The organism is Priestia sp. FSL P4-0332 (assembly GCF_038005845.1).
In the GTDB taxonomy this organism is placed as follows: Bacteria; Bacillota; Bacilli; order Bacillales; family Bacillaceae_H; genus Priestia.
The window spans coordinates 3121611-3148299 of the sequence record NZ_JBBOUA010000001.1 but is presented as its reverse complement, the minus strand read 5'-3'; the positions used below and the strand labels follow the sequence as shown (position 1 = coordinate 3148299).

The following is a 26689-nucleotide window of genomic DNA, read 5'->3' as shown; positions in this document are numbered from 1 at the left end:
TTTTTTACATCGTTGAAGCCGTTTGTTGTTTCGCTTCTTCTTCCATATGTTCACCAGTTCGTTCGATTGGCGAGCGTTTGTGATAGCGTCCAAGCAGTCCTGTCATGATGAAGATACCAATTAACGAATAAAGAACTTGAACTACGCCGAATACCACTGTTGCAGAGCCTACAATCAACACATCTGTCAAAAGCATTGTTTTACCTGGATTAATGCCAAAGCGTTTATCAAGAAACACGCATAGCATGTTGATTCCGCCAAGAGAAGAGCCGTGGCGAAACAAAAAGATCAGTCCAATGCCGACAATAATGCCGCCCACAATCGCAGCTACAAGCGGATGCGGAAGCTCAAACGAAAAGTTGGCAGCTAATAAATCGGACATCACTGACATCAGGCTAACGCTGATGAAGCTTTTTATCGTAAATTGCAGCCCGATTTGCGTAAGAGCCATAAAATAAAATGGTAAATTGATGATGAAGAACAATACCCCAAATGAAATACCGGTTAAATGCTGCAGGACGATTCCAAGTCCTGCTGTTCCGCCAATAACGAGGTTAGAAGCGGTTAAAAATTGAATTCCGATGGCAACGCACAAACAGCCAAAGGTAATCCATCCCCATTGTTTTACGTGATTCATATCTCCATCCCCTTTTGTATATTTATACAATACTTTCGATAGAAAACACCGTCTTTTAATTCACAAAATCTATTTTACTATATATCTTTTCAAAAAAAAGCACTTTTGTGAGAGAATCTAACACAAGATTAAAAGTTAGATAATTCAGATTTATTAAGTTTTTTTGAAGCGAATGAGCGATAAACCAATATGTTTCTAAAAAAAGATTACAAAGAAAGAATGAGAAAAACGGATTTTGGAAAATGTATAAACAAATATTTGGATAATGGTTAAAAAAAGGGAGGAAACATTAGTTTGAACGAACAATTTTAACTAAAATTAAAATATAATTCGGATTTTAGTTGATTTTTTGTTTAATTGAGGTAATATATAACATTATTAGTATGAAAATATGTAGAGATGGAAGTGGATGCGAAATGAATAAGAAATTATCAGCGTTGACAGGGGTGGCTGTACTTGCTTTTTCAATGACAGCATGTGCCCCTCAGCAGGAAAAAGAAGTGTCTGCTGAGAAAAAAGAACCCGCTCAACACCTCGCTGATCAGCAAATCATGGCCGACGCTTGGTACCAAACATCCGGCGAAATGAAAGCTTTGTATTACCAAGGCTATAATACAGGAAAGCTTCGTTTAGATGAGGCGCTTGCAAAAAGTACCGATAAAAAGCCTGCCATTATTTTGGATTTAGATGAGACCGTGCTTGATAATAGTCCATTTCAAGCATCAGCAATCAAAACCGGCAAAGGATTTCCTTATAAGTGGGATGAGTGGGTGCAAGCAGCAAAAGCGAAAGCAGTACCAGGTGCTGTTGATTTCTTGACGTATGCGGATCAAAAAGGCGTAGATATTTACTATATTTCAGGCCGTACAACTTCTCAGCTTGAGGCAACAATTAAAAACCTAAAGAATTTACATATTCCTCAAGCAACCAAAGACCATGTGCTATTAACGGGTCCAAAAGATGAAGGAAAAGAAACGCGCCGTCAAAAAGTAGCGACGAATCATAATGTAGTCCTGCTGTTTGGGGATAATTTATCTGATTTTAGCGGCTTTGATAAAAAGTCCATTACTGATCGAAATAAGCTTGTAGAAGAGCAAAAAGAAGCGTTTGGCCAAAAGCTAATCGTATTTCCAAATCCAATGTATGGAGATTGGGAAGGAGCTATTTATAACTACGACTACTCAATTTCGGACAAACAAAAAGATAAGCTTCGCCGCGAACAGCTTCAGTATTTCAACTAAAAAAGAGATGGAGACATAACGAAATCGCTCCAATCAACAGCTAGAAGCACCTGCATTGAAACCTTTGTTCACCATCACAATAAAAAATCCGAACGAGGTTGATTCTCCATTAAGAATCAACCTCGTTCGGATTTCTCTTCAACTCACATATTGTTGTCCCAGCTTCTTTTAATCTTTTTACTATAGCTTGTCCAACTGATCCTGCCTTTTAAGAAAGAAGCCAAGGAGCATAAGGAGCTTGCTTCCACTCGTGTTTTAACATGCCATAAATCACAAGGTCGTGGTAGTGATCATATAGGTATTCACCTTCTCTGCAAAGGCCTTCTTCTGTAAAACCTAGACGCGTAGGGATGGCTTTACTTTTTTCGTTATTAACGCCGCAGCGTATTTCGACTCGATGAAGGTTTAACGTATTAAATGCATAGTTCAGGCATCCGTGTACGGCTCTTGTCATAATACCTTTTCCTTGAAAATCATGTCCAATCCAATAGCCGAGGCTTGTACTTTTGTTTCCCCAATTAATTCCGTGAAAACCAATCATCCCGGCGATTTCTCCGTAGTACCGAATGATGGCCTGGAACCCTTGGTTATTATAGTATTGAGCTCTCCATTCAGGGATAAGTTCATCATAGTCGGCAATACTTTGCATGCTATCTACCCATGGGAGCCATTCTTTTAGGTAAGGTCTTGACTCGTTAATAAGAGAAAGCAAGGGGAAAGCGTCAGTTGATTCAATCAAATGCAAACTAACTTCGTCATCAATTTTGTATTCAAACATACGAAAGCCTCCTGTGATGATGGGCCTGCTGAGATAAGCGTAGCGTGTAGGCAGTTCTAACATCTAGTTTTTCTTTATTCTACCACAAGTAACAGAGAGGAGAACGAGGAAGTTTAGGCTAAAAGTAAATAACGCATAAAGTCGATAGGATTTTAATGATTAAAAAAATTAATAATTGAAAGCACTTTTATCAATATTTTTACAGAAAAGAAGCATATACAGTGATACAATGGAAGAAAAGATAAGGCGTTGTATGTATACATACTTTATAACAAACATGATATTGGATTGATAAAAGCAGGTGGTAAAAACATGGATGTACAACTATTAATAACGGTATTTGCACTCGGGTTTTTCGGGTCATTTTTAGCAGGTATGCTTGGAATTGGAGGATCAGTTGTTTTGTACCCGCTGTTGCTATTTGTTCCGCCTCTTGTAGGAGTGGGAATGTTCAGCGCGCACGAAGTAGCTGGTATAGGAGCCGTACAGTCGCTGTTTGCGTCTGTTTCAGGAGCTCTTGCTTACAAAAAGGGCGGCTATTTGAATAAACCGTTAATTTTATATATGGGTATCAGCGTCTTAGTTGGCAGTCTCATTGGTTCAACGCTATCAAACTCGTTTTCAGAAGGAATGATCAATTTCATTTACGGCGTGATGGCAACAATTGCTGCAGGATTAATGTTTATGCCCAAAAAAAATAATCCAGCGGCCGATTCATTCGAAGTGACGTTTTCAAAACCTTTGGCAGCAGCTCTGGCGTTTTTAGTTGGAATTTGCGGGGGGATTGTCGGAGCAGGGGGCGCATTTTTACTTGTTCCTATTATGATTACCGTGTTGAAAATTCCTGTGCGCGTAACGATTGCAAGCTCATTAGCCGTGACGTTTATTTCGTCTATGGGAACAACATTCGGTAAAGTAATGACGCATCAAGTCCTTTTGCTTCCGGCGCTTATGATTATTGGAGCAAGCTTACTAGCAGCTCCAATCGGCGCTTTTGTCGGGCAAAAGACGAAGGTAGCGTCGCTGCAAGTTATCTTAGCGATCGTTATTACGGCGACTTCGCTGAAAATATGGTTTGATTTACTAATGAAATCTATTCATTAAAAAAAGCTGCCTTTTTAAGGACAGCTTTTTTATTTTGTTGTTGATGACACAAGGTGAGCGACTAAAATATAGCGTTCAGGTGCTGAACCAACGTAGTTAAATGGATAACAGGTGCTGACGGTTAAAGTGGCTCTAGGCTTTGGCACAATAACAGTCCGGTCATCCGCATCAACGATTCGTACTTTGTTCACTTTGTATGTGAAGGTGCCTGCTGCCGTGTTCACCACGAGCGAATCGCCTTCACCCACGTCGCCAAGCTTACGAAAAACCGTATCGCGATGTCCTGATAGAACAGAATTGTCGTTTTGACCAGGCAACACGCTTCCTGCAAAATGACCCACGCCTTTTTCTAATTCATCTTCGTTCGTACCGTGATAAATCGGCAGCTTAGCGTTTAATTTAGGAATATATAATTCTCCCATTAAATCACCGATTTTTGGCTGTTTCGGGTAAGACACATTTGACACTTTCGGCTTTTTTTCCGAGCTAGCAGTACGAGAGTGTACCGCTTTTTTAGCTTCAACAGAAGAAGCTTCAGCAGAAGAGTCTGCTGTTGAAGAGTCCTTGCTTTTAGAAACTGAAGCTGCGGCTGGTTCTTCTGTATCCATTGTTTTAAATGCCAAATAGCCTCTTGCAAATTTATAGGCGTTTGTTGTTGTAAACCAAAGACCAAAGCAAATGACGGCGGCTAAAAGGGAAAGAACAATCAACCGCTTTTTGCGATTGATTGTTCTTCTTGTTTTTCTTGGTTCCATTTTATGCGCGTCTCACTTTGCGGAAAAGAACAAAGCCAGCTGCTACAAGCACTAATCCAATTAATGTATTTGTTACATAATTAGAAGCCGTTTCGGGAAGTTTTCCACCTTTAATGGTTTTTTGTACAGCGCCATTCGTTTGTTTCTTCACCGGTTCTTGTTTCTTTTCTACTGCTGGTTTTTGCGCTTGAGCTGGTTTTGCTACAGCTTCAGCAGATTTTTCTACTTCTTTTCCTGTGTCTGTGATGATATCAGAATTAAACATATCGCCTGTAATCACCATGTCTGCTAAAAATTTACCGTCTGTTGTATAAAGAGAAATTTTTAGACTTGCATTTTTTAATTCTTCTAAGTTGATTAAATCAGTAAGAGAAAGCGGTCTTTCATTTCCGCCTTGTACAAGTGCAAACTTAGCGTCTAAATGGAAGATTGATAGCATTTCTTTATAAATAGACATTAATTCAGCGATTTGATCAGCAGATAATTCTGTTGCTGTATCAAAATCTTCGAATGCCGCTAAGCGCTCGCCTAATTGATCTAAGCGGTTAAGCGTTGCTTCATTTGAAAGCTCATCTTCTAACGATGTAAAATGTGCTTCAATTCGATTTAACTCTTCTGAAGTTAAGCCTAATTCAGACTGCATAAACGATAGTAAGCCGCTTAAATCTTCTTCGCTTAATTCATCATCGTAAGAAGCGTCTTCTTCGTCATATGACTCATCATCTTTATACCAGTCGTCGCCCTCTAGATAGAAGCCAACATCCTCATATAAATCATCTAGGTACACATAATCGTCTAAGCTTTGGCCATTCTCTTTTAATAACGCATTTAAGCTTGTTTTGTCTAAGTCAAAATCTGCATACACATCTTGCACGTTATGTAAGTCAGCTGCAATTGGTTCACCTAAAAAATCTTCTAAATCTGCGATTGTATCGAAGTTTTCAAGACTTTCATCGTACAGTGAAAGCGAATATTCAACGTCGTCTTTGGTTACTTCAAAGCCTCGCGTTTGGCTTACCGATTTTAAATACTTGTTGAAATCTGCGTCAAATGTTGACGCTGCTGCGAATGAAGACGTTGGAAATACGCCTACAAACAGCAGAAATGATAATAGTATTGCCCCCAGTTTTTTCATCAATTTTCTCCTTTTTTTTACGTTTTCTACAAGATTATATAGGAAGAGTTATAAATTTACAATATATACTTATATTATATATAGCTTGAATATAGTGGTAATTTAAGGGATTTATAGAACTATAGATTTTGAGAATCCCGTATGAAAGGGAGAGGAAAGCCCCAGATAGAAAAAGGAGGAAATAAAGAAAAAGGTTTATAATTTTTTTGACAGAGGCAGAAATATAAAAAAGTACCAAAAAAGAACAGCACTTAGAAGCTGTTCTTTTTGAAATGATATGTAAGCTTTAGCATAGATAGTTGAAATTCGATACCGTTCCGCTTTAGAAAAAGGTGGTTACGAGTTATGATTTTAGTAAGGATAGTGAAGAAAAGTGAGAGCGCGGTTTTGTCAGCTCTATTTTGATTCCTTTTAGCCTTAAACGTTCTACAAACTGTTTGCGTTTTTTTCGCTTTTCATGCGGGGATTGATTCATATTTGCCTCATCCTCCATATTTAGTCAAGTAGCTAACATATCATTATCATAATCAAAAGATGACGGTTACACAATAAACATTCTCAAATATTCACAAAGATTTAAAATTTGTTACATTGATAGTGTACATGTACCCCATTCTCTTTTTTTATAACATCTCAATGTGCTGTTTTTAAATTGAAGTGTTGTAAATCCTGTCGCAGGCTAAAAAACGGGATTAAAAAAACGCGCTGACTTTTATATTTTGATTGGCTGTGCTTAAAAGCTATACTAGTAGTGCGTATAGAAAAGAGTAAACCGAATTTTTACATCTCATCTATTCGTATACAAAAAAGAAAGAGGGATTTTGATGAAAACAGAACAGCAGTATTTTGAAGAAGGAAAATCAATTCAAACATATATGAACGACATGAGTACATTAAAAGAGGAAAGTTTAGCTGTTTATGAACAATTTCAGCTTCCTAAAGATGGACTCGCTGACAAATTAAAGGCTCACAAGCTTCACTTCTTAGCAATTACTGAAGATTGGTGCGGAGATGCGATGATGATTAACCCAATCATTCGTAAAGTAGCTGAAGCTGCCGGTATCGATGTGCGCGTTGCACTGCGAGATGCGGACACCGAATTAATTGACCGCCACTTAACAAACGGAGGACGTGCCATTCCGATTATTTTAATTTTTAATAATGAGGGGAATTTACTAGGAAAATGGGGTCCTCGCGCTCCTGAAGTTCAGCAAATCGTCGATGAGCTTCGTGCCACGCTTCCTTCAAAAGAAGATCCTTCGTTTGAAGAAAAACAAAAAGAAGTCTTTTCTTCGTTACGAAGAAGATATAAAGAAGAACCGGCTCTTTGGTCGTATGTTTATAACAGCTTTAAAGAAACGGTATTAGCTGTTGTGAAATAACTTAAAAAAGCAAGATAAAATGAAGCGCTCATTTTATCTTGCTTTTTTTCTGGTTATTGCAACAAGATCGTTTGTATATCACTTTAATGGAAAGGCAGCTCTTATGAATGTTAGTGTTCAAATCGCGCACTTTTAATTGAGAAAACGTACAAAATTCTAAAAATAAAAATATTTTTTATTCAAAACGCGTACTTTTCCACTTGATGATGATATAATAACAAATAATAAATGAAGAAAGGGGACGCGTGAATGAAATGAATGGAAAAGCTTTTGGTCAGTATTTTTAAGCAGCATTTTTAGAGTTCAAAATGAATTTTATTTTTTAAATTTAATGAAAGCGCTTAATAACTAACTTCTCAGAAAATATAGAAGAAAGGTGTTAGATACATGAATAACTTACATAGAAAAATGGGAACGTTTTCTCTCATGATGGTCGGTCTTGGATCTATTATTGGATCAGGATGGCTGTTTGGGGCATGGAGAGCTGCTCAAATTGCAGGCCCGGCAGCAATTGCTTCTTGGATTATTGGAATGGTTGTTATTTTATTTATAGCTCTTTCTTACAGTGAACTAGGGTCTATGTTTCCAGAAGCAGGAGGTATGGTTAAGTATACGCAATACTCGCACGGCTCATTTCTTGGCTTTATTGCGGCTTGGGCAAACTGGATTGCAATCGTATCGGTTATTCCTGTTGAAGCGGTTGCTTCTGTTCAGTATATGAGTTCATGGCCATGGGAGTGGGCGAAATGGACAGGCAGTTTAGTAGAAAATGGGATTCTTACTGGAAAAGGCTTGGCTATTGCTACAGGACTATTAATCATTTATTTTCTTTTAAATTATTGGACCGTAGGCTTATTTTCGAAAGCTAATTCGCTTATTACCGTTTTTAAGATTGTAATTCCAGGGCTTACAATTGGCGCTCTTTTATTCGCAGGGTTTCACGGAGGAAACTTCTCCTCTGCAGGAGGCGTTGCTCCAAATGGATGGGCAAGCGTTTTAACAGCTGTTGCTACGTCTGGGATTGTGTTTGCTTTTAACGGTTTTCAAAGCCCTATTAATATGGCGGGAGAAGCGAAAAACCCGGGACGCTCTATTCCTATTGCGGTAGTAGGATCCATTTTAATTGCGACCGTGATCTATGTATTGCTTCAAATTGCGTTTATTGGAGCGGTAAATCCTTCAGAAATCGTAAAAGGATGGAGTCATCTTAACTTTAATTCGCCGTTTGCCGATCTAGCGATTGCCTTAAATATTAACTGGCTTGTTATTGTTTTATATGCCGATGCTTTTGTATCGCCATCAGGAACAGGTATTACGTATACAGCTACCACGTCACGCATGATTTATGGTATGGAAAAAAATAAATATTTGCCGAATATACTGGGACGAGTTCATCCGCTTTACGGAGTTCCGCGTCAAGCCATGTTCTTTAATTTATTTGTCTCATTCATCTTTTTATTTTTATTTAGAGGCTGGGGAATATTAGCCGAAATTATTTCTGTAGCTACATTAATTTCATATCTTACCGGTCCTATTACCGCTATGACGTTAAGAAAAACGGGGACCGATCTTTATAGACCTTTACGTATAAAAGGGTTAAACGTAATAGCGCCTCTTGGATTTATTTTTGCTTCACTTACTCTTTACTGGGCAAGATGGCCGTTAACTGGACAGGTATTATTTATTATTTTAATTGGTTTGCCAATTTATTTTTATTACCAAGCAAAATCCAAATGGAAAGGCTTTGGTCAAAACTTCCGAGCTGGCGTTTGGATGATTGTCTACTTATTATGTATGATGACAATCTCTTGGATAGGAAGTGAAAAGTTCGGGGGACTCAATATTATTAAATACGGCTGGGATATGGGTCTGATTGCAATTGTTGCACTTTTCTTTTATGCTTGGGCACTTAAAAGCGGATACAAAACCGAGTATTTAAAAGAAGCAATCAATGTTAATAATGAAATGAAAGCAGCGGAAGCACAGACTGCCTCAGCTAAAGAACAGATCATAGAAAAACAAATTAAATAAGTAGTAAAAATGAGGCTGGGACAAAAGTATTTCAGTTGAAGTCAAATGCGAACTATTAATTATTTTTTGATTGGTAGTTCGTGTTTTTTTGTTGTTATGTTGAATATAGATTTTATGTGTATAGTTGGTTCTAGCAGTTGATTGGAGGACAAGGCGAAGACTCCTGCAAGGAAAGCGGAAGGGATGAGACCCCGCAGGAGCGCAAGAGACGAGGAGGCTCATCGGCCGCCCGCGGAAAGCGAAGCCTTGCACGGAAATCAACTGCGGTGTCACAAGCAGTCCAGTTCATGTATCCAATTTGTTTGTCTTTAGATTAGATTGATTTAGTTATGTTCCAGCCTCTTCTTTTGTGGATAAATTTTATTTTTTTGAATACTAGACAGTAAAAAATGCTATAATGGTGGGCAAAATCATGCAGGGGGAGAACGACTTATGGATATCGTATCAATCACTTCTTTTTTAGGCGTAGCCGCTTTGCTTACGGTTATGCCTGGACCTGATAACTTATTTGTTTTAGCACAAAGCATATCAAACGGTAGATATGCAGGAATCTCGACTTCATTAGGGCTTTGTACGGGCTTGCTTGGTCATATAGCTGCAGCAACATTGGGTCTATCGGCTGTTATCTATCAATCGGCTTTAGCGTTTGCTATTGTAAAATACGCTGGAGCAGCTTATTTATTATATCTGGCTTATAAGACATTTACAGCAAAAGATTCCGCTCTCTCTGTTGAAAACAAAGAAGCCGTTGAGTACAAGGTGCTATATAAAAAAGGAGTGATTATGAATCTGCTAAATCCAAAAGTTTCGCTTTTTTTTCTTGCTCTTTTACCTCAGTTTGTTAATCATTCAACCGGACACGCCACACAGCAAATGCTTGTTTACGGCGCTGTGTTTTTAGTTCAAGCGCTGATTATTTTTACGTTAATTAGTCTATTTGCAGGGAAAGTAGGAGAGTTTTTGCGAAAATCTCCGGCGCTGTCTAAGCGGCTTAATCTTGTGCAAGGCTCTATCTTTACGCTTATTGGCTTAAAAATTGCTTTCAGTGAGAAATAGCAAAAGATAAGACGGTAAACCTGCTTTTTATCTCTATTAAAAGGCGTGGACATAGGTTATTTAAAGGGAGATCCGAACGATAAATCCAATTCGTTCGGATTTTTTATGTCTATAGTAAAAGTAGGTTTCATGTATGTAGTTGCTTCTAGCTGGTGATTGGAGGGCAAGGCGAAGACTTCTGCGGGAAAAGCGGAATAGGTGAGACCCCGCAGAAGTGCAAGCGACGAGGAGGCTCACCGCCCGCGGAAAGCGAAGTCTTGCACGGAAATCAATAGCGGTGTAACGAGATTCACGCTAGCTCATTTATCCGTCTTTATTTTGTACTTTAAAACAGCAGTGCCTAGCAAAATCCTGCTTTTTTGAGTGAATATTCTCGAATGTTTTAAGGGGACGAACCCTTCTTGTCCAATCACATATATATATATAGAATGAGAGATAAAACATCAGGCAAAGCCGGTGTTAATCACAAATTCTTTCATATTATGATTGAAAGGAAAGGTTCACATGAAAAAAGTATGGCTAGATGCAGGACACGGCGGTACAGATTCAGGAGCTTTAGGAAATAATTTGCGTGAAAAAGATATTACGCTGCAGCTTGTACTACACGCGCGGGCGTATTTAGAACATAACTATTCCGTAGATGTTCAAGTAACCCGTTCAACCGATGTGTTTGTTTCATTATCAGATCGAGCGAACCGGGCTAATGCATGGGGAGCGGATATTTTTGTTTCTATGCACATCAATGCTGGCAGCGGTACTGGATTTGAAACGTATCGGTATCCATCACAAGAGGGAAGTCAATCTTCTCTTTTACAAAAAGAGCTGCACACAGAGATTTTAACAATCATGCGGAAATTTGGGACGATTGCAGATCGCGGTTTAAAAACGGCTAATTACGCTGTACTGCGTGAAACAAATATGCCAGCTGTTTTAACAGAAAACTTGTTTATCGATACGACAGCCGACGCTGAAAAATTAAAAAACGCTACGTTTCTTCGGGAAGTGGGAGAAGCGCACGCGCGTGGAATTGCTAAGTATTTAAACTTACCTTCTAATCAAATTACATTCTATACCATTCAATCTGGAGATACATTTTATAGCATTGCAAAGAAGTATAATATCACCGTTCAGCAGCTGCAGGATGCAAATCCTGGCGTAGATCCTACAAAACTGCAAATTGGTCAGCAAATTGTTCTTCCTGTCACTACGTATACTGTACAAGCAGGAGATACGTTTTATAGCATCGCGAAAAAATACAGCATGACCGTTCAGCAGCTGCAGGATGCAAACCCCGGCGTAGATCCTACAAACTTACAAATTGGTCAGCAAATTATCATTCCCGCTGTTTAATATCTGTAAATAAAAAAGATGACACGGCAGCGTGTCATCTTTTTTATTTATTGAACTAATCTTACAAGCATATGGGCAAGGTGATGCTGCTGTTCTTTGTCTCCAACCTTCCACAGTTCGTGAAGCAGGTTTTCCTCTCGATTGCGCGGCTCTTCATGCTTAGCAAGGTAATCAGCTACTTTCTGAGCTGTTTTAGCCAGCTGTTCCTCATTCATCCCTAACTTTTCGCCTTTTGAGACCTTGTCCCCTAGATAACTTTTAAATCCTTCGAAGCTAGAGAGAATATCCTCTTTTTTCTCCTCGCTCATAGAATTAATTGCTCCTTCAACTTTTGCTGAATGATTTGTTTCTACAGAATTACTCATAGTTTTTTTCTCCTCTCATGGTTATATTTGGGTGTTAGAAAGCATATTCCCTGAGGATTCAGTAAATAAACGTCCAAATGTGTTATTTTTACATTATGACATTTTACAAGGACTTAAAAAGGTGAGGTCAACCGAGAGTTTATCAACCAATAATAAAATGACAAAAAGACTTTGAATAAAGAAATCAAAGTCTTTTACTAATTTTTATTTTATACTGAAGCATCATACCTCGGGCGTAGGAGTAGGCGTAGCATAGCCTTCCTTATATTTATCATCGATTTCTTGGCGAATGTCTTCGATGCTTTTGCCTTTGCTGTAGTCTACTACAGCTTGAGCCGCTATTTCTAAACAGACGCCGCATTTTGTTCCGTGATCATCCCACGTCACTGCGCCGTTTCCTTTGTTTTCGAAGATAAAACAGTCGTAGTTGTTTTGATGATTAGCTTCTTCTCCACATCCGCAGTAGCAAGGAATGTTTTCTAGTAAGGTTTGATGCTTAGCAGCGGCTGCATAAATAAGCTGCATGTCTTCGGGCTTGTCATTCAGAAAAGAGGGAAGAGTTTCACTATTTTTTGTTTCTTCTCGTTTATCACCTAATGTGTGCTGCTGATGTTCTTCATGTTGTGTTGCTTCTGTACGTTTGCTTCCTGAACTTTCTTTACTTTCGTTTCCGCAGCCGGAGACCATGCTTGCTGCAAGGACAACTGTTATGACCTTTGATTTCATCATCAAAATGTTCATCCTTTCTTCAATTAAAGATAGAAAATGATATGTACATCCATCATGTGAAAAAGACATTATTCGTCTTTGAAGTCATTCATCAACTTTCTGCAAAATAATTTTCCGATACATACCTTTCAACATGACGCTTGAATTTTCCTTTAAGATAAGCTGATCCCGGCTTGCTTCAAACACATGTTCAAAAGAGAGTCCAATATCCGTTCCTAGTAATTTTACGAAAGGGCGGAATATTTTTTTAGCAAAAGTCGCTGATTTCTTTTTAGTTTCAAATTTATCAAAAATCAGGATAGTTCCCTTAGGCTTTACTACTCTTGTCATTTCTTTTAAAGCTTGCTCCGCATCAGGTACTACGCTAAGAATTAAGCTTGCTACAACTACATCAAACGAAAAAGAGTCGAATGTTAGCTGCTGAGCGTCCATTTGGTGGAAGGTTATAGATGGATTTTTGTATTTATCTTTTGCTTTTTGAAGCATTTCACTGGAATAGTCGATGGCTGTTACATTTACTTCATGAGGAATAAAAGCTAAATCTGCACCCGTTCCAACACCTACAAATAAAATGCGCTGTTCAGATGAAAAGTGGACGTCTTGAAAGACTTTTTTTCTGGCTTGATAAAACATCCCATTATTAAAAAACGCATCATAAAAAGGGGCCCAACACTTATAAATAAATTGATTCCAGCGGTTATTCACGTAAACCCTCCTAGAAAATAAGCTTTCCAACGCCTGCTGGAAAGCTTATGGATTATATTTATTTTTTCATTTTGAGTAAGCGAAGACTGTTTAAAATAACAAGTAGCGCTGCTCCTGTATCGCTTAAAACGGCAATCCACAGAGTAAGCCACCCTGGGAAGATAAAGGCTAAGGCAATGACTTTAACAATAATAGAAAACCAAATGTTTTGTTTGATGACAGCTAACGCTTTGCGGCTTAGCTTCATCGTATGAGGAAGCTTTTCTAAATTGTCTGCCATGAGAACAATATCAGCTGTTTCCATGGCCGTATCAGTACCAGCACCGCCCATTGCAATGCCAAGATCAGCAGTTGCGAGGGCAGGGGCGTCATTAATTCCATCTCCAACCATAGCCGTTTGATACCCTTCATGTTGAAGCTGCTGTATGGCTTTTACTTTGTCTTCAGGCAGCAAATCGGCGAAATAGCGGTCTACCCGCGACTCAGAGGCAATCATTTTAGCTGTTCCTTCGTTATCACCGGTTAACATCACAATTTGCTGCATTCCGTTTTGTTTGAGGCTTTCTAAAGCAGATACGGTTGTATGTCTGATGGTATCAGCTACGCTAATAATACCTAGAACACTTTTAGCTGTTCCGACAATAATAATCGTTTTACCTTCGTTTTGAAGCTTTTCAATATGAGACCAGCAGTGGGATAGAGGTGTTCCTAAATCTGAGAATAATTTTGCATTACCTGCGTAATAAACCGTTTCTTGAATTGTTGCCTGAACGCCTTTTCCTGTAAGGATTTTAAAATTTGATCCTTGTAAAGAATCGACTTTTTTCTCCGCTGCATAATCCACGATAGCACGGGCAATGGGATGATTCGAATAGTCTTCAAGCGTTTTTGTTATCGCTAAAAGCTGATTTTCTTCAGCAGCAAGGGAAACAACCTCTGAAACGGCTGGTTTACCTTCTGTTAGCGTTCCTGTTTTATCAAAAGCAATCGCATTGATTGCACCAGCTTTTTCTAAAAACGTCCCGCCTTTAATGAGCACACCATTTTTCGCCGCGTTTCCAATGGCAGATACAATGGCGACGGGAGTAGAAATGACTAGCGCGCATGGACAAGCCACAACTAATAATTCAAGCCCCTTGTAAAACCACTCACTCCATGCACCATCAAACAGGGGAGGGATGACCATAATGAATAAAGCTAAAATAAAGACGATAGGCGTGTAAATGGTTGCAAATTTATCAACAAATGCTTGAGTAGGCGCTTTTTTCTCCTGTGCTTCTTCCACTAAATGAATAATTTTAGAAATAGTCGTATCTTCGACTAGCTTTGTTACCTTAATTTCTAACGATCCGCTTTCGTTAATGGTGCCTGCATAAACAGCATCACCGATTACTTTATCAACTGGAATAGATTCACCTGTAATAGGAGCTTGGTTGATACTGGATTCGCCGTTTATAATTTCACCATCTAGCGGAATTCGGTCTCCTGGCTTTACGACAATCGTAGTGCCGATTGAAATATCTTCCGCTGCTTTTTTAATCAGCTGGCCGTTTTCTTTCACCCATGCTTCAGAAGGAGCTAAATCCATCAAACCTCGTATGGAGTTTCTTGTTTGTTCAATCGACCTTGTTTGTAGAGCAACACCTAAAGCAAATAGCCAAACGACCGTAGCACCTTCAAGCCACTCACCAATAACAGCTGCTCCAAGTGCTGCAACGGTCATTAAAACATTCATGTCTAAAGAACGGCTTTTAATTCCGTAATAAGCACTTTTAGCCGGTTTATATCCGCTAACAATCATGGCAATAGCGTAGAGTACAGTTGTCATATAAGAAGCAATTCCTGTATGAGAACCGATAAAACCTAATGCGATGAGAATACCCGAAAAAACAATCGGTCCATTTTGGCCTTTATGGTGCCGCGACTCAGCAGACTGCCTGCTGCTGGTTACTAAAGTAGCGGTATACCCCGCTTTAGATACTTCTTTAATAATGTCATCCGCTTCGTTATCGTGCTCAATTTGTGCTTTTCCCGTTGAAAAGTTAACGCGTACATCTTTGACAGCAGGAACTGTTTTTAAATGATTCACAATTGTGTTCGCACAAGCCGCGCAGTCCATTCCTTCAATCAAATACGTTTTCATTTTTTTATTTGATTGGATAGTCTCAATGTTAAACCCTAGTTTTTCTACTGAGCTTGGAATGAGTAACAGAGCTGACTCACTTGCTGCCGCTACCTGGAGCTTCCCTGTATTATAGTTGAGGGTTACATGTTGAATATCGTTTAATGTTTTTAAACTTTTTTCAATCGTCGCGGCGCAGGAAGGACAATCCATTCCATATACGCGGTATTCAGCCGTTTCTTCTATGTCACTGTCGCCTGATACTATATCGTGATCACTGCAGCAAGAATGCTGGCCTTTGTCGGTCGTTAACGCAATGGTATCTGAACAGCAGCTGTGACTGTGTTCATGACTCTTTGTGCCGCAGGAAGAAGGCTCTTCAGTAGATGCGGCTTCTGAAGAAAAGGAGCAGCAGGTCTTGCTTTCAATTTCTGGTGAAGAAGATCCGCTGCAGCAGCTTCCGGTATGCTGATGATTTTTTTTATCTTCGTGTTTCATTGTGTCCCACTCCCTATACGGTAAGAAAAACTTAAATGGTTACGTCTTCTTTTTTAGCAAACATGATATCAATTACTTGTTTAATATGTGCATCCCTTAAAGAATAAAAAGCTAACTTTCCTTCTTTGCGATAATTGGCAATTCCTATATTACGCAGCAGTCTTAAGTGATGAGAAGCAGTCGCAACTGTAGAGCCTACAATATTGGCTACGTCACATACACATAATTCCTCGCCTTTATACAGAGCCAAGACGATTTTAAGCCTCGTTTCATCTCCTAACGCTTTGAACAGGGCAGAAACACCTTGAACAGCTCCGGCATCGATAGCAGGCTTAATACGATTTACTTTTTCTTCGTTAAAACAATAAATATCACAGCGGTCTTTTGGCATGATTTCCTCCCTCATTCAAACATTCAAATGATTGTTTGTTTATAATATATGTCAATTTTAAAAAATGTTCAAACATTTATTGATTATTCGGAATTTTTTTCTGAGCAAAACATAAATATAGAAAGTATGCCTATTAGTGTATGTACTCTGTACTAAATGGTGCGGGCGAAAAGAGAATGACTTTACATGCAGGCCAAAACAAAAAGCCACCCCTGTAGGTAGCCTTTTAATGATTTTAAAAATGATAGAAATAATGGAATATAGCTTAGACTTTGTTTACTTAATTAGCGTTTTAATCGGTTAAATAATAAATCTGCTGAATTATTTAACACCTTGTCCGACTCTTTTAATCGTTTGTCCGAGTTTTCTAAATAGGATTGAGCAGATAATACAACATCTAACGGATCCTTGACATTCTTCTTTTCGGTACATACTAAATGCCCTACACCATTTTTCCAATGAATCGTGCATTTAAAATTCACAAATGTATCATCGGTCGTTCTCAAACGCAAATGCCTGATGATGGGGTTAGGTGAGGAGTGCTGTGACAGCATCCACATTGCTTGTTTCCGGTCGTCTTTATGAATAATGCTCCACAGACTGGAGACTGAAGAAAAATAAGAATGTGCTTGACTAGAAAAATGAAGGATTTCACCTTCTTGATTTAATTGAAAGTAAGGAACGGGGATCCATTTAAGTATGTTACTTTCCATCATGCACCTCTCCCAACTTAAGTAATTCCTTTTACCATATCACAATTACCTAATATTTGTATGATTTTTATTATTTTCCCCATGCTTTTCCCCGTTTTAAGCTGTAAAAGCTAAAGAATTATTCAGTATAAAACACTTGAAAAAAGAACATACGTTCGATAAAATAAAAATTAAAGGAGCGAATTCTATGCGACAGCTACTTCAAGAAAGCTACTCTTCAAAACGACCTGTTGAAATTATTTATATGGACGATAAAGGATGTTTGACACAGCGATTTATTATTGTGTATAAAATTTATCCTCAGAGCGTAAAAGCTTGGTGCTTACTAAGGAACGAGAAACGAACGTTTAAAATAGAGAATATCCTTTCATGCGGATTCAGCAATAAAAGGAAAAGCAGTTTTAGGCAGAAAGCTCACTCAATTTAAGAGGGGCTTTTTCATATCATTTCCTCTTATGGCGTGTGAGTTATTTTCATACACTATATCCACCAGAAAGGGGAATGAACATGACATTAAACCAAGGAAATAAAACTAAACACATCGCTAAAGGAAGAACGGAAAAAGATGATATGACAATGCAGGGTGAGAAAAAACAGCATGAAGCACAAAGTACCTCTTTGTCTCATAATAATTGTCGGGCAAACCTTGATGGAGATTAATCTAAAAAAGGAAAGCTTTCGTTTCCGAAGCTTTCCTTTTTTGTGTATATCGCATTTTTAAGTTAACTCGTATTTTTCTGAGCCAATCACAATATAGTCTCTCGCTTGATAGATGAATTTTACGGATTTCTCACAAACTTCGTACGAATAATTTTCTAAAACATTGTTTTTTTGATTAATATATTGCATAAAAACGCTTTGAAAATAACCGTTCTCCACAAAAAGTTCCCCGGCTTTGCACAGCTTCTCATGTGCTTCTTCCAGCCATTTTGCAATTTGACTGTCGTTGTTAGCAAATGTAAGGATGTGTGCATAGTGACCTGATAAATCCGTCATATCCTCTTTATCCCGGTCAAAATAAAACACTTTTTCTTTTTTTGACTGCAGCCTTTGTTTATGCAAAGTGATATTTTTTAACAGTTCTTTTTCAACGTCTTCTTCGGGACTTATATAGATGGGGCAGGTGCCTGCTACCTCACCTTGATCTGTAAATAATACAACATAGTACAAATCAAACATCATATCTCTCCCTTCACGTGTTCATACTATCCTATCTCGCATCCTTCACTTTTAGAATCATTTTTCTGACGTTTGTGCAACATTGGTTCTAATGTATTACTCATAAGCGAACCTCAGTTTTAACGGGAAAGAAAAGGGGAAATGAAAATAAAAATTCTGCGTTTCTTCATTATAATAAGAAAAAACGATCTGTTTACTAGTATTTAAATCTTTTGAAAAATCAAAATAAATAATGATTGATTTCGTCACTTTATTGTGGTTTCATAATAAAGTGTAAAAAGACCATTTTTCTTTCAGAGAGAAATGAGATAGAGTGCTTCTGTGTTGATTCTTTCTTTTGAATATAGTATACATACAGGGGTATAGAAATTAATTGGGAGGAAAACATGGCGATACTATATATGAGCATAGGTATTTTACTTTTATTAATTTGTTACAGTTTTTATAAACGCTATGTGCCGGTGCAGGGAATAAAGAAAGTGACGACCGTCGACTGTGCTTCTACAACAATTTCGTATGTAGATGTTCGTCATTTTCATGAAATGAAACAAAACCCCTGTCAAAAAGCAATCCATATTCCGCTTCCTTATTTAGAGAGACAGCATGCAGAAATTCCATATAAAGAAGTGGTCGTAATTGTTCCTGACAGCATTTCCCGAAATTTAAGCATTCGGCAGCTCAAAAAGCATGGGTATCAGGTCAAGGGATACATGTGTGCGGAAAGATGTGTGTAATAAAAAGAACAGCAAATGACCCTTTATAGGGTTTCCTTTTGGAAAGCTGTGATATATAAGCTGAAAGATACCTGTGTCAAAACGGGTATCTTTTTTTGTTATGAAGATGAGAAGGGGGCAGGGATCGGTTTCTTTTGGTTCAACAGCTACTGAGTCTTTTAGCGTATTTTTATGACAAAAGGTTTGAAAAATCCCTTTTGTGGTAAAAAAAAACGTAGTTCTCCTAGTGCATAGACAGAGGTTTAATAGGAAGTTATAATTTAGGCAATTACATAAAAGGGGAGTAAGCTAAGGAAGGTGAATAGATGTGCGAAAGATAAAGCGGTTGCTATTTCTGTTCATTTGTATAGCGGTTGTAATTGTTGCGTATGAGATGATTCGATATCCGATTGAAAACAATGCTGCAAGTGTGCAGCAGCATTTGCGAAATTGGGAGCATAAAGAAAGTATTGATGGTTCTGCAAGGATTACGCTGCAAGATTTTAAACGGGTTGATCACTCTAATACATACATAGCCTTATTCTCCATACCTGGTGATAAAGAAGGAATGGCCGTATTGAAGCAAGGATGGAACAAACGCCTGCGTATTGAAGTCAGTACCAAAATGAGCAATTTAGTGGATTATGATGATATCCATACAAATAAAGGGACATATGCGCTGTTTACAGGAACAAATAGAAGTAAACAAATTGAGCGAGTAAAGGCGGCTTTGGTGCACGATACATATACAATTGATGCCGCCGTCCCAAAAAGTGATTATTTTGTGCTGTATGAAAAGATACCGAGTCATATTAAACATCCGTTTCCAGCAACGACAACGCTGCTAGATAAAGCAGGGGATGATATCACGGTTAAAGAATTTATGGATCAAGAGCTGCGTGAATAACACGCAGCTCTTTTCTATAATAAAAAGCTTTTTAAAAAAATTCACGTTTTGTTCATATTTTCGAAAGAAAGAATTTTAAGCAAAAAAATCAAATATTTGCTACAAAGTAAAGGGGAATTAACGGGCAAAATAAGTTTCATACAAGGCGTCACATTTTCTTTGAAAATTTGTCACAAAATATTCAATTATGTCGATGTGTATTGATATATCAATGTTGAAGCAAACGTACAAAGCTAATTTTGCAGTTATTCCTAAAGAAATAGTTAAGAAATGGGAGCTAGATCCTTTTATTTACATTTATTCATACCAAATTATGTGATAGAATATCGCAAGGTTGAAGCACTCTAACCCCATTGGTACAGTCACTATATTAGAATATTTTTAATATAAAAAAATAAAGCAAAAGGGACGAAAAAAATGTCATTTTGTATTACAATAGTAGTGGCCTACAAATAAGGGGGAAGAGAGTCTGTATAAAAATGTCGTTATCTAGCGAAAGATAGCGCATTTTGAATGTTCATCAATATAGGCTTCGCATCATGTGTTGTTAGAAAGGAGAGTTTTAAGTGAAACCAAAAAAAGGATTTTGGAAGCTAGTAGGTTTACTATCTGCGCTTTCACTAGTATTTTTGAGCGGTTGTTCAAAGCTTGCTGTATTGAACCCGCAAGGTCCTGTTGCAAAAACGCAATCTGATTTAATCATTTGGTCTATGTGGATGATGTTGATCGTGGTTGTTGTCGTATTTGCTATTTTTATATTTGTTCTTGTCAAATATCGTGAAAAACCTGAAAACATGGACTATGAGCCACCTGAGCAAGAAGGTAACTTAAAGATGGAGGTTATTTGGACAGCATTCCCAATCATCATCTTAATTCTATTAGCAGTGCCAACTGTTAAAGCGATCTATTCTGCAGAAGAAGTACCGGCAGAATCAAAGGATAAAGATCCAATCGTGATTCACGTTACATCTGCAAACTGGAAATGGATTTTCAGTTATCCGGAACAAAATATCGAGACGGTTAACTACGTAAACATTCCAGCGGATACGCCAGTGAAATTTGAGTTAACAGCTCAAGGGCCTATGAACTCATTCTGGGTACCAGAACTTGGCGGACAAAAATATTCGATGAACAACATGTCAATGCCATTATACTTAGAAGCTGATAAGCCTGGTTCTTATATGGGACGTAGTGCTAACTTCTCTGGTGAACATTTCACTCAAATGCAGTTCGAAGTTCAAGCTCAAACGGACAAAGACTTCAAAGAGTGGGTTAGCGACGTAAAAGGCACAGCTGGTAAACTGACTGAAAAGAAATATGATCAAATCCTAAGCCCAGGCGTTGTTGGTCGTCAAACTTACAACGGTACACATTTAAAATGGATTGACCATGCAAAAGATGTATACATTCCTGGCAAAGAGCTAGAACGTGGTACAGGACATGATCACAGCAAGATGAAAGAAGACGAAAAAACGAGTAATGAAGAAATGGAAAACATGGATCACTCAAATCATGAATAACATTCATTTATTACACTAAATAACGTAATGATTGGGGGAAGACATAATGAAGCTAGATGAATTTTTCGTCACTGGCGAACCTATGATTTACGCTGCTGATGCAGCAATCGCTATGACGGTCATCGGTATCGTTTTTGTCTTAACATATTTCAAGAAATGGAAATGGTTATGGACAGAATGGTTAACAACAGTTGACCATAAAAGACTCGGTGTCATGTACATCCTTTCAGCTGTATTAATGCTTTTCCGCGGCGGAATCGATGGAATCATGATGCGTATGCAGCTTGCATTCCCGGGTATGAACATTTTAGATGAACATCACTACAACGGAGTCTTCACGGCTCACGGTGTTATCATGATCTTATTCATGGCAATGCCATTTATTATCGGACTAATGAACGTAATCGTTCCATTACAAATTGGTGCGCGTGACGTAGCATATCCGTTCTTAAACGCAATTAGTTTCTGGACATTCTTTATGGGAGCAATGCTATTTAACCTTTCTTTCGTAATCGGAGGAGCTCCTGATGCAGGTTGGACAAGTTACTTCCCGCTTGCAGGTAAAGAATTCAGTGAGGGCATCGGAAATAACTTCTATGCCGTTTCACTACAGATTGCTGGTGCTGGTACATTAATGACTGGTATCAACTTCTTTGTAACAATTTTAAAAATGCGTGCTCCTGGCATGACAATGATGAAAATGCCAATGTTTACTTGGTCAATCTTCATCACATCAATTATTATCATTTTCGCGTTCCCTGTATTAACAGTAGCGCTTGCACTTATGACACTTGACCGTGTATTCGGAACAGCCTTCTTTACAATGGCTAACGGCGGTCTTCCAATGATGTGGGCTAACTTATTCTGGATTTGGGGTCACCCTGAAGTATATATCGTTATTTTACCGGTATTCGGTGTCTTCTCAGAAGTTATCAGTACACATTCTCGTAAGAACTTATTCGGTTATAAAGCAATGGTTGTATCAATGGTCGGTATCGCATTCTTAAGTTACCTTGTATGGGTGCATCACTTCTTTACAATGGGTAACTCACCGTCAGTTAACTCGTTCTTCTCAATCACAACGATGTTAATTGCCGTACCAACCGGAGTTAAAATCTTTAACTGGCTCTTTACAATGTATAAAGGCCGTATCAAATTTACGACTGCGATGCTTTGGTCATTAGCGTTTATTCCAAACTTCGTAATCGGTGGGGTAACAGGGGTTATGCTTGCGATGGCATCAGCCGATTATCAATATCATAACAGTTACTTCCTAATCGCTCACTTCCACTATGTATTAATCTCTGGTACAGTGTTTGGCTGTTTCGCAGGTTTATACTTCTGGTATCCAAAAATTTTCGGTCACACGTTGAACGAAAAATTAGGAAAAATTTCATTCTGGATTTTTGTTGTTGGATTTAACGTATGTTTCTTCCCACAATTCTTCCTAGGTTTAGACGGTATGACTCGTCGTATGCAAACTTATGCAGACAACCTTGGCTGGAACGGATTAAACTTAGTTTCAACAATCGGTGCATTCTTAATGGGTCTAGGCTTCTTCGTATTAGTAGTTAACTTATTATACAGTGCATGGAAAAACAAACGCGACACTGCAAACGATCCTTGGGATGGTCGTACACTTGAGTGGTGGACTAAATCACCAGTTCAAGCTTACAACTTTGCAGTAATTCCTCATGTGAAAGAAATGGATGCATTCTGGCACATGAAAAAACGTAATGAAACAGAAATTAAAGCAGAAGACTTAAAACCAATTCACTTACCAAGCAACTCTGGTGTGCCGTTTATCTCAGGTATTTTCTGGTTTATCGGTGGATTTGGCTTAGTATTTGAATGGATTCCAATGGCAATCGTTGGATTGGCAGGTATTTTTGCTTGTATGCTTGCTCGTTCATTTGATTATGATCCGGGCTTCTATGTAAAAGTAGATGAAATCAAGAAGGTTGAAGGAATTACAGGGGGTGACAAATAATGGCAGGACATTTAGATAAATCATTGCCGTTAGAATACCAAGAAGAACAAAGTCGCCTGAATATCCTTGGATTCTGGATTTTCTTAGGTGCCGAGATCGCGTTGTTCTCTACGCTGTTCGTAACGTACTTAACGTACCATACGCGTACAGCGGGTGGCCCTACTGCAGAAGAACTGTTCGTTGTTAAAGATTTTATGATCGAAACGCTGTTACTACTATTCAGTAGTTTCACGATGGGAATTGCCATCTTTAAAATGCGTAATAATGATTTAAAAGGACTTTTAGTTTGGTTCGTTATTACGCTTGTCCTTGGTGGAGGATTCCTTTTCTACGAAATTCGTGAGTTTTACATGTACGCAGTTCACGAAGGTGCAACAATGCAAACAAGTGCCTTCTTATCAGGGTTCTTTACACTACTTGGAACGCACGGTCTTCACGTAACAGTCGGTGTATTCTGGGCAATCAGTATTATTATTCAATTAGTAAGACGAGGATTAACACCAGTTACTGCTCGTAAAGTATTTATTATCGGTTTATACTGGCATTTCCTTGATGTTGTATGGATCTTCATCTTCACGCTTGTATACTTGAACGGATTGGTGGGATAAGACATGGAAAATAAACAAGGCCAAAAAGCAGGTTTTCCGCTTAGTCATGTATTTGGGCTTATCCTTTCACTAGCCTTAACATTCGCAGCGCTTGGTTTAGTAGTGCTAGCTGATCTATCAAGAAGCATTACGATGACTCTTATCATGATCCTAGCGTTATTACAAGCAGCAATGCAGCTAGTAATGTTCATGCACATGACTGAAAGTGAAAATGGTAAAGTACAGGTTGCAAACATTCTTTACAGTTTCTTTATTGCACTTTGTATCGTTGTTGGTACACTGTGGATTCTTGCAGCTCACTTTAACCATTAAAAATAAAACCACTTACTTCGGTAAGTGGTTTATTTTTTTTCATTCAGTTTATATTTCAACGTTTGATATTCTCCCGTGGGAACTTTTTTTACTACTTTTCCTTTATCATCTCTATAAACATTTACTTGTTCGTACACTTCAATTCGGTATCCGCCTCTTTTTTCTGTTTTAACATGAACTTCTTTGACCGACATGTTTAATTGTTCCGCCTCGCCTTCATCTGCAGAGGTTTCAACAGCTCCTCCATCAAGTGAAAGGTGAGATAAGCTGTCAAACGACTGCTGGGAATTGTTATCAACATAGCTTGTCACAACTAAAATGCCGGCAAAAAACAATACTAAAAAAAGCGTCCGGACTTTCATCTTCATCTTAAAACACCCCCGTAAACTGACAAACCAGCACGACTGCACCTAATATCCAAACGTAAATTGCAAACGTTTTTAATGAATGATGCTTTAAATAATTGATCATCCATTTTACCGCTACATAACCAAATAAAGCAGATGAAAGGGTGGCGACGAATAAAAAGAAAACGGAAAGCTGCTCGACTTCACCTGTGACTACATCTTTTAACTGAAGTAACACCGCTCCACAAATAGCGGGAGTCGACAATAAAAATGAAAAGTAAGCGGCTGTTTCACGGTCTAATTTTCGCATTAACGCAGCTACCATCGTTAAGCCCGATCGAGATACAGCAGGGAATATCGCAGCTGCTTGAAACGAGCCGATAAAAAAGGCATCTCCGTATGAAATATGATCCATTTTTTTATAGCCATTTTTTACGGAATCACCAAACCATAAAAGCAGTCCCGTCGCAAGAAATTCCCAGCCAATCGTTAAGCCAGATTTAGAAATACTGTCAAAATAGTCTTTGAACAAAAGACCAATCGCAACTGCAGGGATTGTTCCTATCACTAAAAGCCCTGTAAGCTTGCTAAAGGGATGACGAATAATATGCCATAGCTCACGCTTATAAAAGACAAATACAGCAAGCAGAGTGCCCATATGCAACATCGTATCTAAATACAGTCCTGCATCGTCTAAGCCAAATAAGTGGCGTCCTAAATACAAATGCCCCGTGCTGCTTATCGGTAAAAACTCTGTAAGCCCTTGAATGATTCCCAAAATAAATGCTTCAAACCACGACATCTTATCACCTCATACAGCGTGTCCTTATTAGTAGTGTATAGAGGAAGTTCTGAGAACATGACAAAAACATGGAAGTATAGGCATTCATTTAGTGAAATAAATACATAAAAATAGGTCATAGTATAAGAAGAGACGACCATTCTTATCTCCATCTCATCCACAATGAATGGAAAGAGGTGCTAAAAATGATACGAAAATGGGTTGCTGTATGCGTCGTATTCGCTGCTTTTATTTTTCCGCAGGCAGTAAGTGCTGAACAGCCAAAAGTAGAGATATTTCAAATTGAAACGGGCAGAGTCGTTCGTTCAACGCTCAAACCCCCAAGTGTTCAAAAAGAAGCCGAAAAAAGTATTGCGTCCATTACTGGTTTATATAAAAAGGCAAGTCCGCTTCCTAAAAAAGGCTATCTTGTTAAAGTACCTCTTGATCCAGCCGTAAAAATTGAAAATAGTGCGGTCAACACGCTGGCAAGTGAAGTTATTTTTGTTCTTGAGCCGAATCAAAAGCCAATCATGATGGTATTTGACAATGAAAATAGAACCTATTTTTTTGAATTCACTCATGATTTAACTCTTCTCAGAAAAGCATTACAGCTATAAGTCATCGAAATGATGGCTTTTTTTTACATAGACAGTTGACAGTTTATTATGATAAATGTAATATATTTAGAAAAGTCAGAAATAATAAGGGGGAGAATTATGTGATAGCTCTACGACCGTTCTCCAAAAAAGACTTTAAACAGCTAATGGATTGGATTCCCTCCGAGTCATTTATGGTGCAATGGAGCGGCTCTAGCTTTTCTTTTCCGCTTACTCCTAGACAGTTAAAACACTACATTCGATATGCAAATGAAGATGGTGCTTCTACCTATGCTTTTTCCGTCATAGATGAAAATGAACAGCTTATTGGGCATATTTCTCTTGCTCATATTGATTATTATCATAAAACAGGAAGAATTGGCCGAGTACTGCTTGGTGAAAAGTATAGAGGAAAAGGGCTTTGCTCGCACATGTTTGAAAAAGTGTTAGCTTTCGGTTTTGAAGAACTGGGTCTTCACCGAATTTCGCTCGGCGTCTTTGATTTTAACGAGCGGGCGATTCAGTCCTATGAACGAATTGGCTTTACACGCGAAGGCCTTCTTCGAGATGTCCGGCTTGTAGATGGACAGTACTGGAGCTTAATTGAAATGAGTATGTTAGAAAGTGAATGGGCACAGCGTGATGTGCATCAAAAATCAAGCTAAAATCTACTAGTGAAAAGCCAGCTTCTCAACAAGCAGGCTTTTTTGACGTGTGCTTAAATTTCTCTAAAAAGGTATA

At 38.4% G+C, this 26689-nt stretch carries 32 protein-coding genes; 18 read left to right on the top strand and 14 right to left on the bottom strand.

What is annotated here, in order from left to right:
• Positions 1–4: 4 nt before the first annotated feature.
• Positions 5–637 (bottom strand): YitT family protein, encoded by a 633-nt coding sequence (locus MKY06_RS16120; protein WP_013057851.1) that lies wholly within the window; start codon positions 635–637, stop codon positions 5–7.
• Between the two features lie 416 nt (positions 638–1053).
• Between MKY06_RS16120 and MKY06_RS16115 the strand changes: the two genes are divergently transcribed.
• Positions 1054–1878: a 5'-nucleotidase, lipoprotein e(P4) family gene (locus MKY06_RS16115; protein ID WP_053487465.1), complete on the top strand. Its 825-nt coding sequence runs from the start codon at positions 1054–1056 to the stop codon at positions 1876–1878.
• Between the two features lie 208 nt (positions 1879–2086).
• Here the strand turns inward: MKY06_RS16115 and MKY06_RS16110 are convergent, their stop codons facing one another.
• Positions 2087–2656, bottom strand: a complete 570-nt coding sequence (locus tag MKY06_RS16110; RefSeq protein WP_013057849.1) for a GNAT family N-acetyltransferase — start codon at positions 2654–2656, stop codon at positions 2087–2089.
• Positions 2657–2968: 312 nt separating this feature from the next.
• Between MKY06_RS16110 and MKY06_RS16105 the strand changes: the two genes are divergently transcribed.
• Positions 2969–3760: a sulfite exporter TauE/SafE family protein gene (locus MKY06_RS16105; protein ID WP_013057848.1), complete on the top strand. Its 792-nt coding sequence runs from the start codon at positions 2969–2971 to the stop codon at positions 3758–3760.
• A 29-nt stretch (positions 3761–3789) separates the two neighbouring features.
• Here the strand turns inward: MKY06_RS16105 and MKY06_RS16100 are convergent, their stop codons facing one another.
• From MKY06_RS16100 to MKY06_RS16090, 3 genes are all read right to left on the bottom strand, one after another.
• Positions 3790–4515 carry a class D sortase gene (locus MKY06_RS16100; protein ID WP_013057847.1) on the bottom strand — a complete coding sequence of 242 codons (726 nt, stop codon included), beginning with the start codon at positions 4513–4515 and terminating at the stop codon, positions 3790–3792.
• A gap of 1 nt (position 4516) precedes the next feature.
• On the bottom strand, positions 4517–5650 hold the full coding sequence (locus MKY06_RS16095; protein WP_098277646.1) for a processed acidic surface protein: 1134 nt from the start codon (positions 5648–5650) through the stop codon (positions 4517–4519).
• 343 nt (positions 5651–5993) lie between these two features.
• On the bottom strand, positions 5994–6125 hold the full coding sequence (locus MKY06_RS16090) for a hypothetical protein (protein ID WP_013057845.1): 132 nt from the start codon (positions 6123–6125) through the stop codon (positions 5994–5996).
• Between the two features lie 349 nt (positions 6126–6474).
• On the opposite strand from MKY06_RS16090, the gene MKY06_RS16085 reads away from it, so the two are divergent.
• The 6 genes from MKY06_RS16085 (at position 6475) to MKY06_RS16060 (ending at position 11469) form a co-directional block, all read left to right on the top strand.
• On the top strand, positions 6475–7032 hold the full coding sequence (locus MKY06_RS16085; RefSeq protein WP_013057844.1) for a thioredoxin family protein: 558 nt from the start codon (positions 6475–6477) through the stop codon (positions 7030–7032).
• Between the two features lie 387 nt (positions 7033–7419).
• Positions 7420–9063: an APC family permease gene (locus MKY06_RS16080; protein WP_013083908.1), complete on the top strand. Its 1644-nt coding sequence runs from the start codon at positions 7420–7422 to the stop codon at positions 9061–9063.
• Positions 9064–9200: 137 nt separating this feature from the next.
• Positions 9201–9380: a hypothetical protein gene (locus tag MKY06_RS16075; protein WP_098277645.1), complete on the top strand. Its 180-nt coding sequence runs from the start codon at positions 9201–9203 to the stop codon at positions 9378–9380.
• Positions 9381–9495: 115 nt separating this feature from the next.
• Complete coding sequence (locus MKY06_RS16070) at positions 9496–10119, top strand: LysE family translocator (protein ID WP_097812213.1); 624 nt, start codon at positions 9496–9498, stop codon at positions 10117–10119.
• Positions 10120–10271: 152 nt separating this feature from the next.
• Positions 10272–10394, top strand: a complete 123-nt coding sequence (locus MKY06_RS16065; protein ID WP_013057839.1) for a hypothetical protein — start codon at positions 10272–10274, stop codon at positions 10392–10394.
• Positions 10395–10623: 229 nt separating this feature from the next.
• Complete coding sequence (locus MKY06_RS16060; RefSeq protein WP_097812212.1) at positions 10624–11469, top strand: N-acetylmuramoyl-L-alanine amidase family protein; 846 nt, start codon at positions 10624–10626, stop codon at positions 11467–11469.
• Positions 11470–11516: 47 nt separating this feature from the next.
• Here MKY06_RS16060 and MKY06_RS16055 read toward each other — a convergent pair whose 3' ends face one another.
• From MKY06_RS16055 to MKY06_RS16030, 6 genes are all read right to left on the bottom strand, one after another.
• On the bottom strand, positions 11517–11834 hold the full coding sequence (locus MKY06_RS16055) for a DUF3243 domain-containing protein (RefSeq protein ID WP_013083905.1): 318 nt from the start codon (positions 11832–11834) through the stop codon (positions 11517–11519).
• A gap of 222 nt (positions 11835–12056) precedes the next feature.
• Entirely contained in the window at positions 12057–12563 is a 507-nt protein-coding gene (locus MKY06_RS16050; protein ID WP_041816582.1) for a PCYCGC motif-containing (lipo)protein, read from the bottom strand.
• A gap of 84 nt (positions 12564–12647) precedes the next feature.
• Positions 12648–13268 (bottom strand): class I SAM-dependent methyltransferase, encoded by a 621-nt coding sequence (locus tag MKY06_RS16045; protein WP_098326051.1) that lies wholly within the window; start codon positions 13266–13268, stop codon positions 12648–12650.
• A gap of 58 nt (positions 13269–13326) precedes the next feature.
• The gene (locus tag MKY06_RS16040; RefSeq protein WP_098326050.1) at positions 13327–15888 is read right to left on the bottom strand and encodes a heavy metal translocating P-type ATPase; all 2562 of its coding nucleotides are present in this window, start codon (positions 15886–15888) and stop codon (positions 13327–13329) included.
• Positions 15889–15919: 31 nt separating this feature from the next.
• Positions 15920–16279: an ArsR/SmtB family transcription factor gene (locus MKY06_RS16035; RefSeq protein WP_289915859.1), complete on the bottom strand. Its 360-nt coding sequence runs from the start codon at positions 16277–16279 to the stop codon at positions 15920–15922.
• A 284-nt stretch (positions 16280–16563) separates the two neighbouring features.
• Positions 16564–16992 carry a PAS domain-containing protein gene (locus tag MKY06_RS16030; protein WP_223272366.1) on the bottom strand — a complete coding sequence of 143 codons (429 nt, stop codon included), beginning with the start codon at positions 16990–16992 and terminating at the stop codon, positions 16564–16566.
• Positions 16993–17179: 187 nt separating this feature from the next.
• On the opposite strand from MKY06_RS16030, the gene MKY06_RS16025 reads away from it, so the two are divergent.
• Together MKY06_RS16025 and MKY06_RS16020 are read left to right on the top strand one after the other, a co-directional pair.
• Positions 17180–17419, top strand: coding sequence for a hypothetical protein (locus MKY06_RS16025; RefSeq protein ID WP_025751108.1), 240 nt, complete (start codon positions 17180–17182; stop codon positions 17417–17419).
• 80 nt (positions 17420–17499) lie between these two features.
• Positions 17500–17652 carry a hypothetical protein gene (locus tag MKY06_RS16020; RefSeq protein WP_170960212.1) on the top strand — a complete coding sequence of 51 codons (153 nt, stop codon included), beginning with the start codon at positions 17500–17502 and terminating at the stop codon, positions 17650–17652.
• A gap of 57 nt (positions 17653–17709) precedes the next feature.
• On the opposite strand, the gene MKY06_RS16015 is transcribed toward MKY06_RS16020, so the two are convergent.
• On the bottom strand, positions 17710–18171 hold the full coding sequence (locus MKY06_RS16015; RefSeq protein WP_029322774.1) for a hypothetical protein: 462 nt from the start codon (positions 18169–18171) through the stop codon (positions 17710–17712).
• Between the two features lie 386 nt (positions 18172–18557).
• On the opposite strand from MKY06_RS16015, the gene MKY06_RS16010 reads away from it, so the two are divergent.
• From MKY06_RS16010 to qoxD, 6 genes are all read left to right on the top strand, one after another.
• Positions 18558–18905, top strand: a complete 348-nt coding sequence (locus tag MKY06_RS16010) for a hypothetical protein (RefSeq protein WP_013057829.1) — start codon at positions 18558–18560, stop codon at positions 18903–18905.
• A 307-nt stretch (positions 18906–19212) separates the two neighbouring features.
• Positions 19213–19791: a hypothetical protein gene (locus MKY06_RS16005; protein WP_013057828.1), complete on the top strand. Its 579-nt coding sequence runs from the start codon at positions 19213–19215 to the stop codon at positions 19789–19791.
• Between the two features lie 566 nt (positions 19792–20357).
• Entirely contained in the window at positions 20358–21311 is a 954-nt protein-coding gene (gene qoxA / locus MKY06_RS16000) for a cytochrome aa3 quinol oxidase subunit II (RefSeq protein ID WP_013057827.1), read from the top strand.
• Between the two features lie 46 nt (positions 21312–21357).
• On the top strand, positions 21358–23301 hold the full coding sequence (qoxB, locus tag MKY06_RS15995; RefSeq protein WP_013083896.1) for a cytochrome aa3 quinol oxidase subunit I: 1944 nt from the start codon (positions 21358–21360) through the stop codon (positions 23299–23301).
• Positions 23301–23909 carry a cytochrome aa3 quinol oxidase subunit III gene (qoxC, locus tag MKY06_RS15990; protein ID WP_013057825.1) on the top strand — a complete coding sequence of 203 codons (609 nt, stop codon included), beginning with the start codon at positions 23301–23303 and terminating at the stop codon, positions 23907–23909. Before qoxB ends, qoxC begins: the two co-directional genes overlap by 1 nt.
• 3 nt (positions 23910–23912) lie before the next feature.
• Entirely contained in the window at positions 23913–24221 is a 309-nt protein-coding gene (gene qoxD, locus MKY06_RS15985; protein ID WP_013057824.1) for a cytochrome aa3 quinol oxidase subunit IV, read from the top strand.
• Between the two features lie 29 nt (positions 24222–24250).
• Here the strand turns inward: qoxD and MKY06_RS15980 are convergent, their stop codons facing one another.
• On the bottom strand, positions 24251–24589 hold the full coding sequence (locus MKY06_RS15980) for a hypothetical protein (RefSeq protein ID WP_013057823.1): 339 nt from the start codon (positions 24587–24589) through the stop codon (positions 24251–24253).
• A 1-nt stretch (position 24590) separates the two neighbouring features.
• Complete coding sequence (locus MKY06_RS15975; RefSeq protein WP_025751115.1) at positions 24591–25370, bottom strand: undecaprenyl-diphosphate phosphatase; 780 nt, start codon at positions 25368–25370, stop codon at positions 24591–24593.
• A gap of 185 nt (positions 25371–25555) precedes the next feature.
• Between MKY06_RS15975 and MKY06_RS15970 the strand changes: the two genes are divergently transcribed.
• Both MKY06_RS15970 and MKY06_RS15965 read left to right on the top strand, forming a co-directional pair.
• A complete protein-coding gene (locus MKY06_RS15970; RefSeq protein ID WP_013057821.1) occupies positions 25556–25969 on the top strand; it encodes a hypothetical protein in 414 nt (137 codons plus the stop codon).
• Positions 25970–26070: 101 nt separating this feature from the next.
• Positions 26071–26613, top strand: a complete 543-nt coding sequence (locus MKY06_RS15965; protein WP_013057820.1) for a GNAT family N-acetyltransferase — start codon at positions 26071–26073, stop codon at positions 26611–26613.
• Positions 26614–26689 lie beyond the last annotated feature (76 nt).

Coding starts and splice junctions, on each gene's coding strand:
- MKY06_RS16080 (WP_013083908.1), top strand. CDS start 7,420: ATGAATAACTTACATAGAAAAATGGGAACGTTTTCTCTCATGATGGTC.
- MKY06_RS16070 (WP_097812213.1), top strand. CDS start 9,496: ATGGATATCGTATCAATCACTTCTTTTTTAGGCGTAGCCGCTTTGCTT.
- MKY06_RS16035 (WP_289915859.1), bottom strand. CDS start 16,279: ATGCCAAAAGACCGCTGTGATATTTATTGTTTTAACGAAGAAAAAGTA.
- qoxD (WP_013057824.1), top strand. CDS start 23,913: ATGGAAAATAAACAAGGCCAAAAAGCAGGTTTTCCGCTTAGTCATGTA.
- MKY06_RS16105 (WP_013057848.1), top strand. CDS start 2,969: ATGGATGTACAACTATTAATAACGGTATTTGCACTCGGGTTTTTCGGG.
- MKY06_RS16100 (WP_013057847.1), bottom strand. CDS start 4,515: ATGGAACCAAGAAAAACAAGAAGAACAATCAATCGCAAAAAGCGGTTG.
- MKY06_RS16095 (WP_098277646.1), bottom strand. CDS start 5,650: ATGAAAAAACTGGGGGCAATACTATTATCATTTCTGCTGTTTGTAGGC.
- MKY06_RS16015 (WP_029322774.1), bottom strand. CDS start 18,171: ATGTTTGATTTGTACTATGTTGTATTATTTACAGATCAAGGTGAGGTA.
- MKY06_RS15975 (WP_025751115.1), bottom strand. CDS start 25,370: ATGTCGTGGTTTGAAGCATTTATTTTGGGAATCATTCAAGGGCTTACA.
- qoxB (WP_013083896.1), top strand. CDS start 21,358: ATGAAGCTAGATGAATTTTTCGTCACTGGCGAACCTATGATTTACGCT.
- qoxC (WP_013057825.1), top strand. CDS start 23,301: ATGGCAGGACATTTAGATAAATCATTGCCGTTAGAATACCAAGAAGAA.
- MKY06_RS16040 (WP_098326050.1), bottom strand. CDS start 15,888: ATGAAACACGAAGATAAAAAAAATCATCAGCATACCGGAAGCTGCTGC.
- MKY06_RS16025 (WP_025751108.1), top strand. CDS start 17,180: ATGCGACAGCTACTTCAAGAAAGCTACTCTTCAAAACGACCTGTTGAA.
- MKY06_RS16115 (WP_053487465.1), top strand. CDS start 1,054: ATGAATAAGAAATTATCAGCGTTGACAGGGGTGGCTGTACTTGCTTTT.
- MKY06_RS16060 (WP_097812212.1), top strand. CDS start 10,624: ATGAAAAAAGTATGGCTAGATGCAGGACACGGCGGTACAGATTCAGGA.
- MKY06_RS16020 (WP_170960212.1), top strand. CDS start 17,500: ATGACATTAAACCAAGGAAATAAAACTAAACACATCGCTAAAGGAAGA.
- MKY06_RS16010 (WP_013057829.1), top strand. CDS start 18,558: ATGGCGATACTATATATGAGCATAGGTATTTTACTTTTATTAATTTGT.
- MKY06_RS15980 (WP_013057823.1), bottom strand. CDS start 24,589: ATGAAGATGAAAGTCCGGACGCTTTTTTTAGTATTGTTTTTTGCCGGC.
- MKY06_RS16110 (WP_013057849.1), bottom strand. CDS start 2,656: ATGTTTGAATACAAAATTGATGACGAAGTTAGTTTGCATTTGATTGAA.
- MKY06_RS16120 (WP_013057851.1), bottom strand. CDS start 637: ATGAATCACGTAAAACAATGGGGATGGATTACCTTTGGCTGTTTGTGC.
- MKY06_RS16090 (WP_013057845.1), bottom strand. CDS start 6,125: ATGAATCAATCCCCGCATGAAAAGCGAAAAAAACGCAAACAGTTTGTA.
- MKY06_RS16050 (WP_041816582.1), bottom strand. CDS start 12,563: ATGATGAAATCAAAGGTCATAACAGTTGTCCTTGCAGCAAGCATGGTC.
- MKY06_RS16085 (WP_013057844.1), top strand. CDS start 6,475: ATGAAAACAGAACAGCAGTATTTTGAAGAAGGAAAATCAATTCAAACA.
- MKY06_RS15970 (WP_013057821.1), top strand. CDS start 25,556: ATGATACGAAAATGGGTTGCTGTATGCGTCGTATTCGCTGCTTTTATT.
- MKY06_RS16030 (WP_223272366.1), bottom strand. CDS start 16,992: ATGGAAAGTAACATACTTAAATGGATCCCCGTTCCTTACTTTCAATTA.
- MKY06_RS16055 (WP_013083905.1), bottom strand. CDS start 11,834: ATGAGTAATTCTGTAGAAACAAATCATTCAGCAAAAGTTGAAGGAGCA.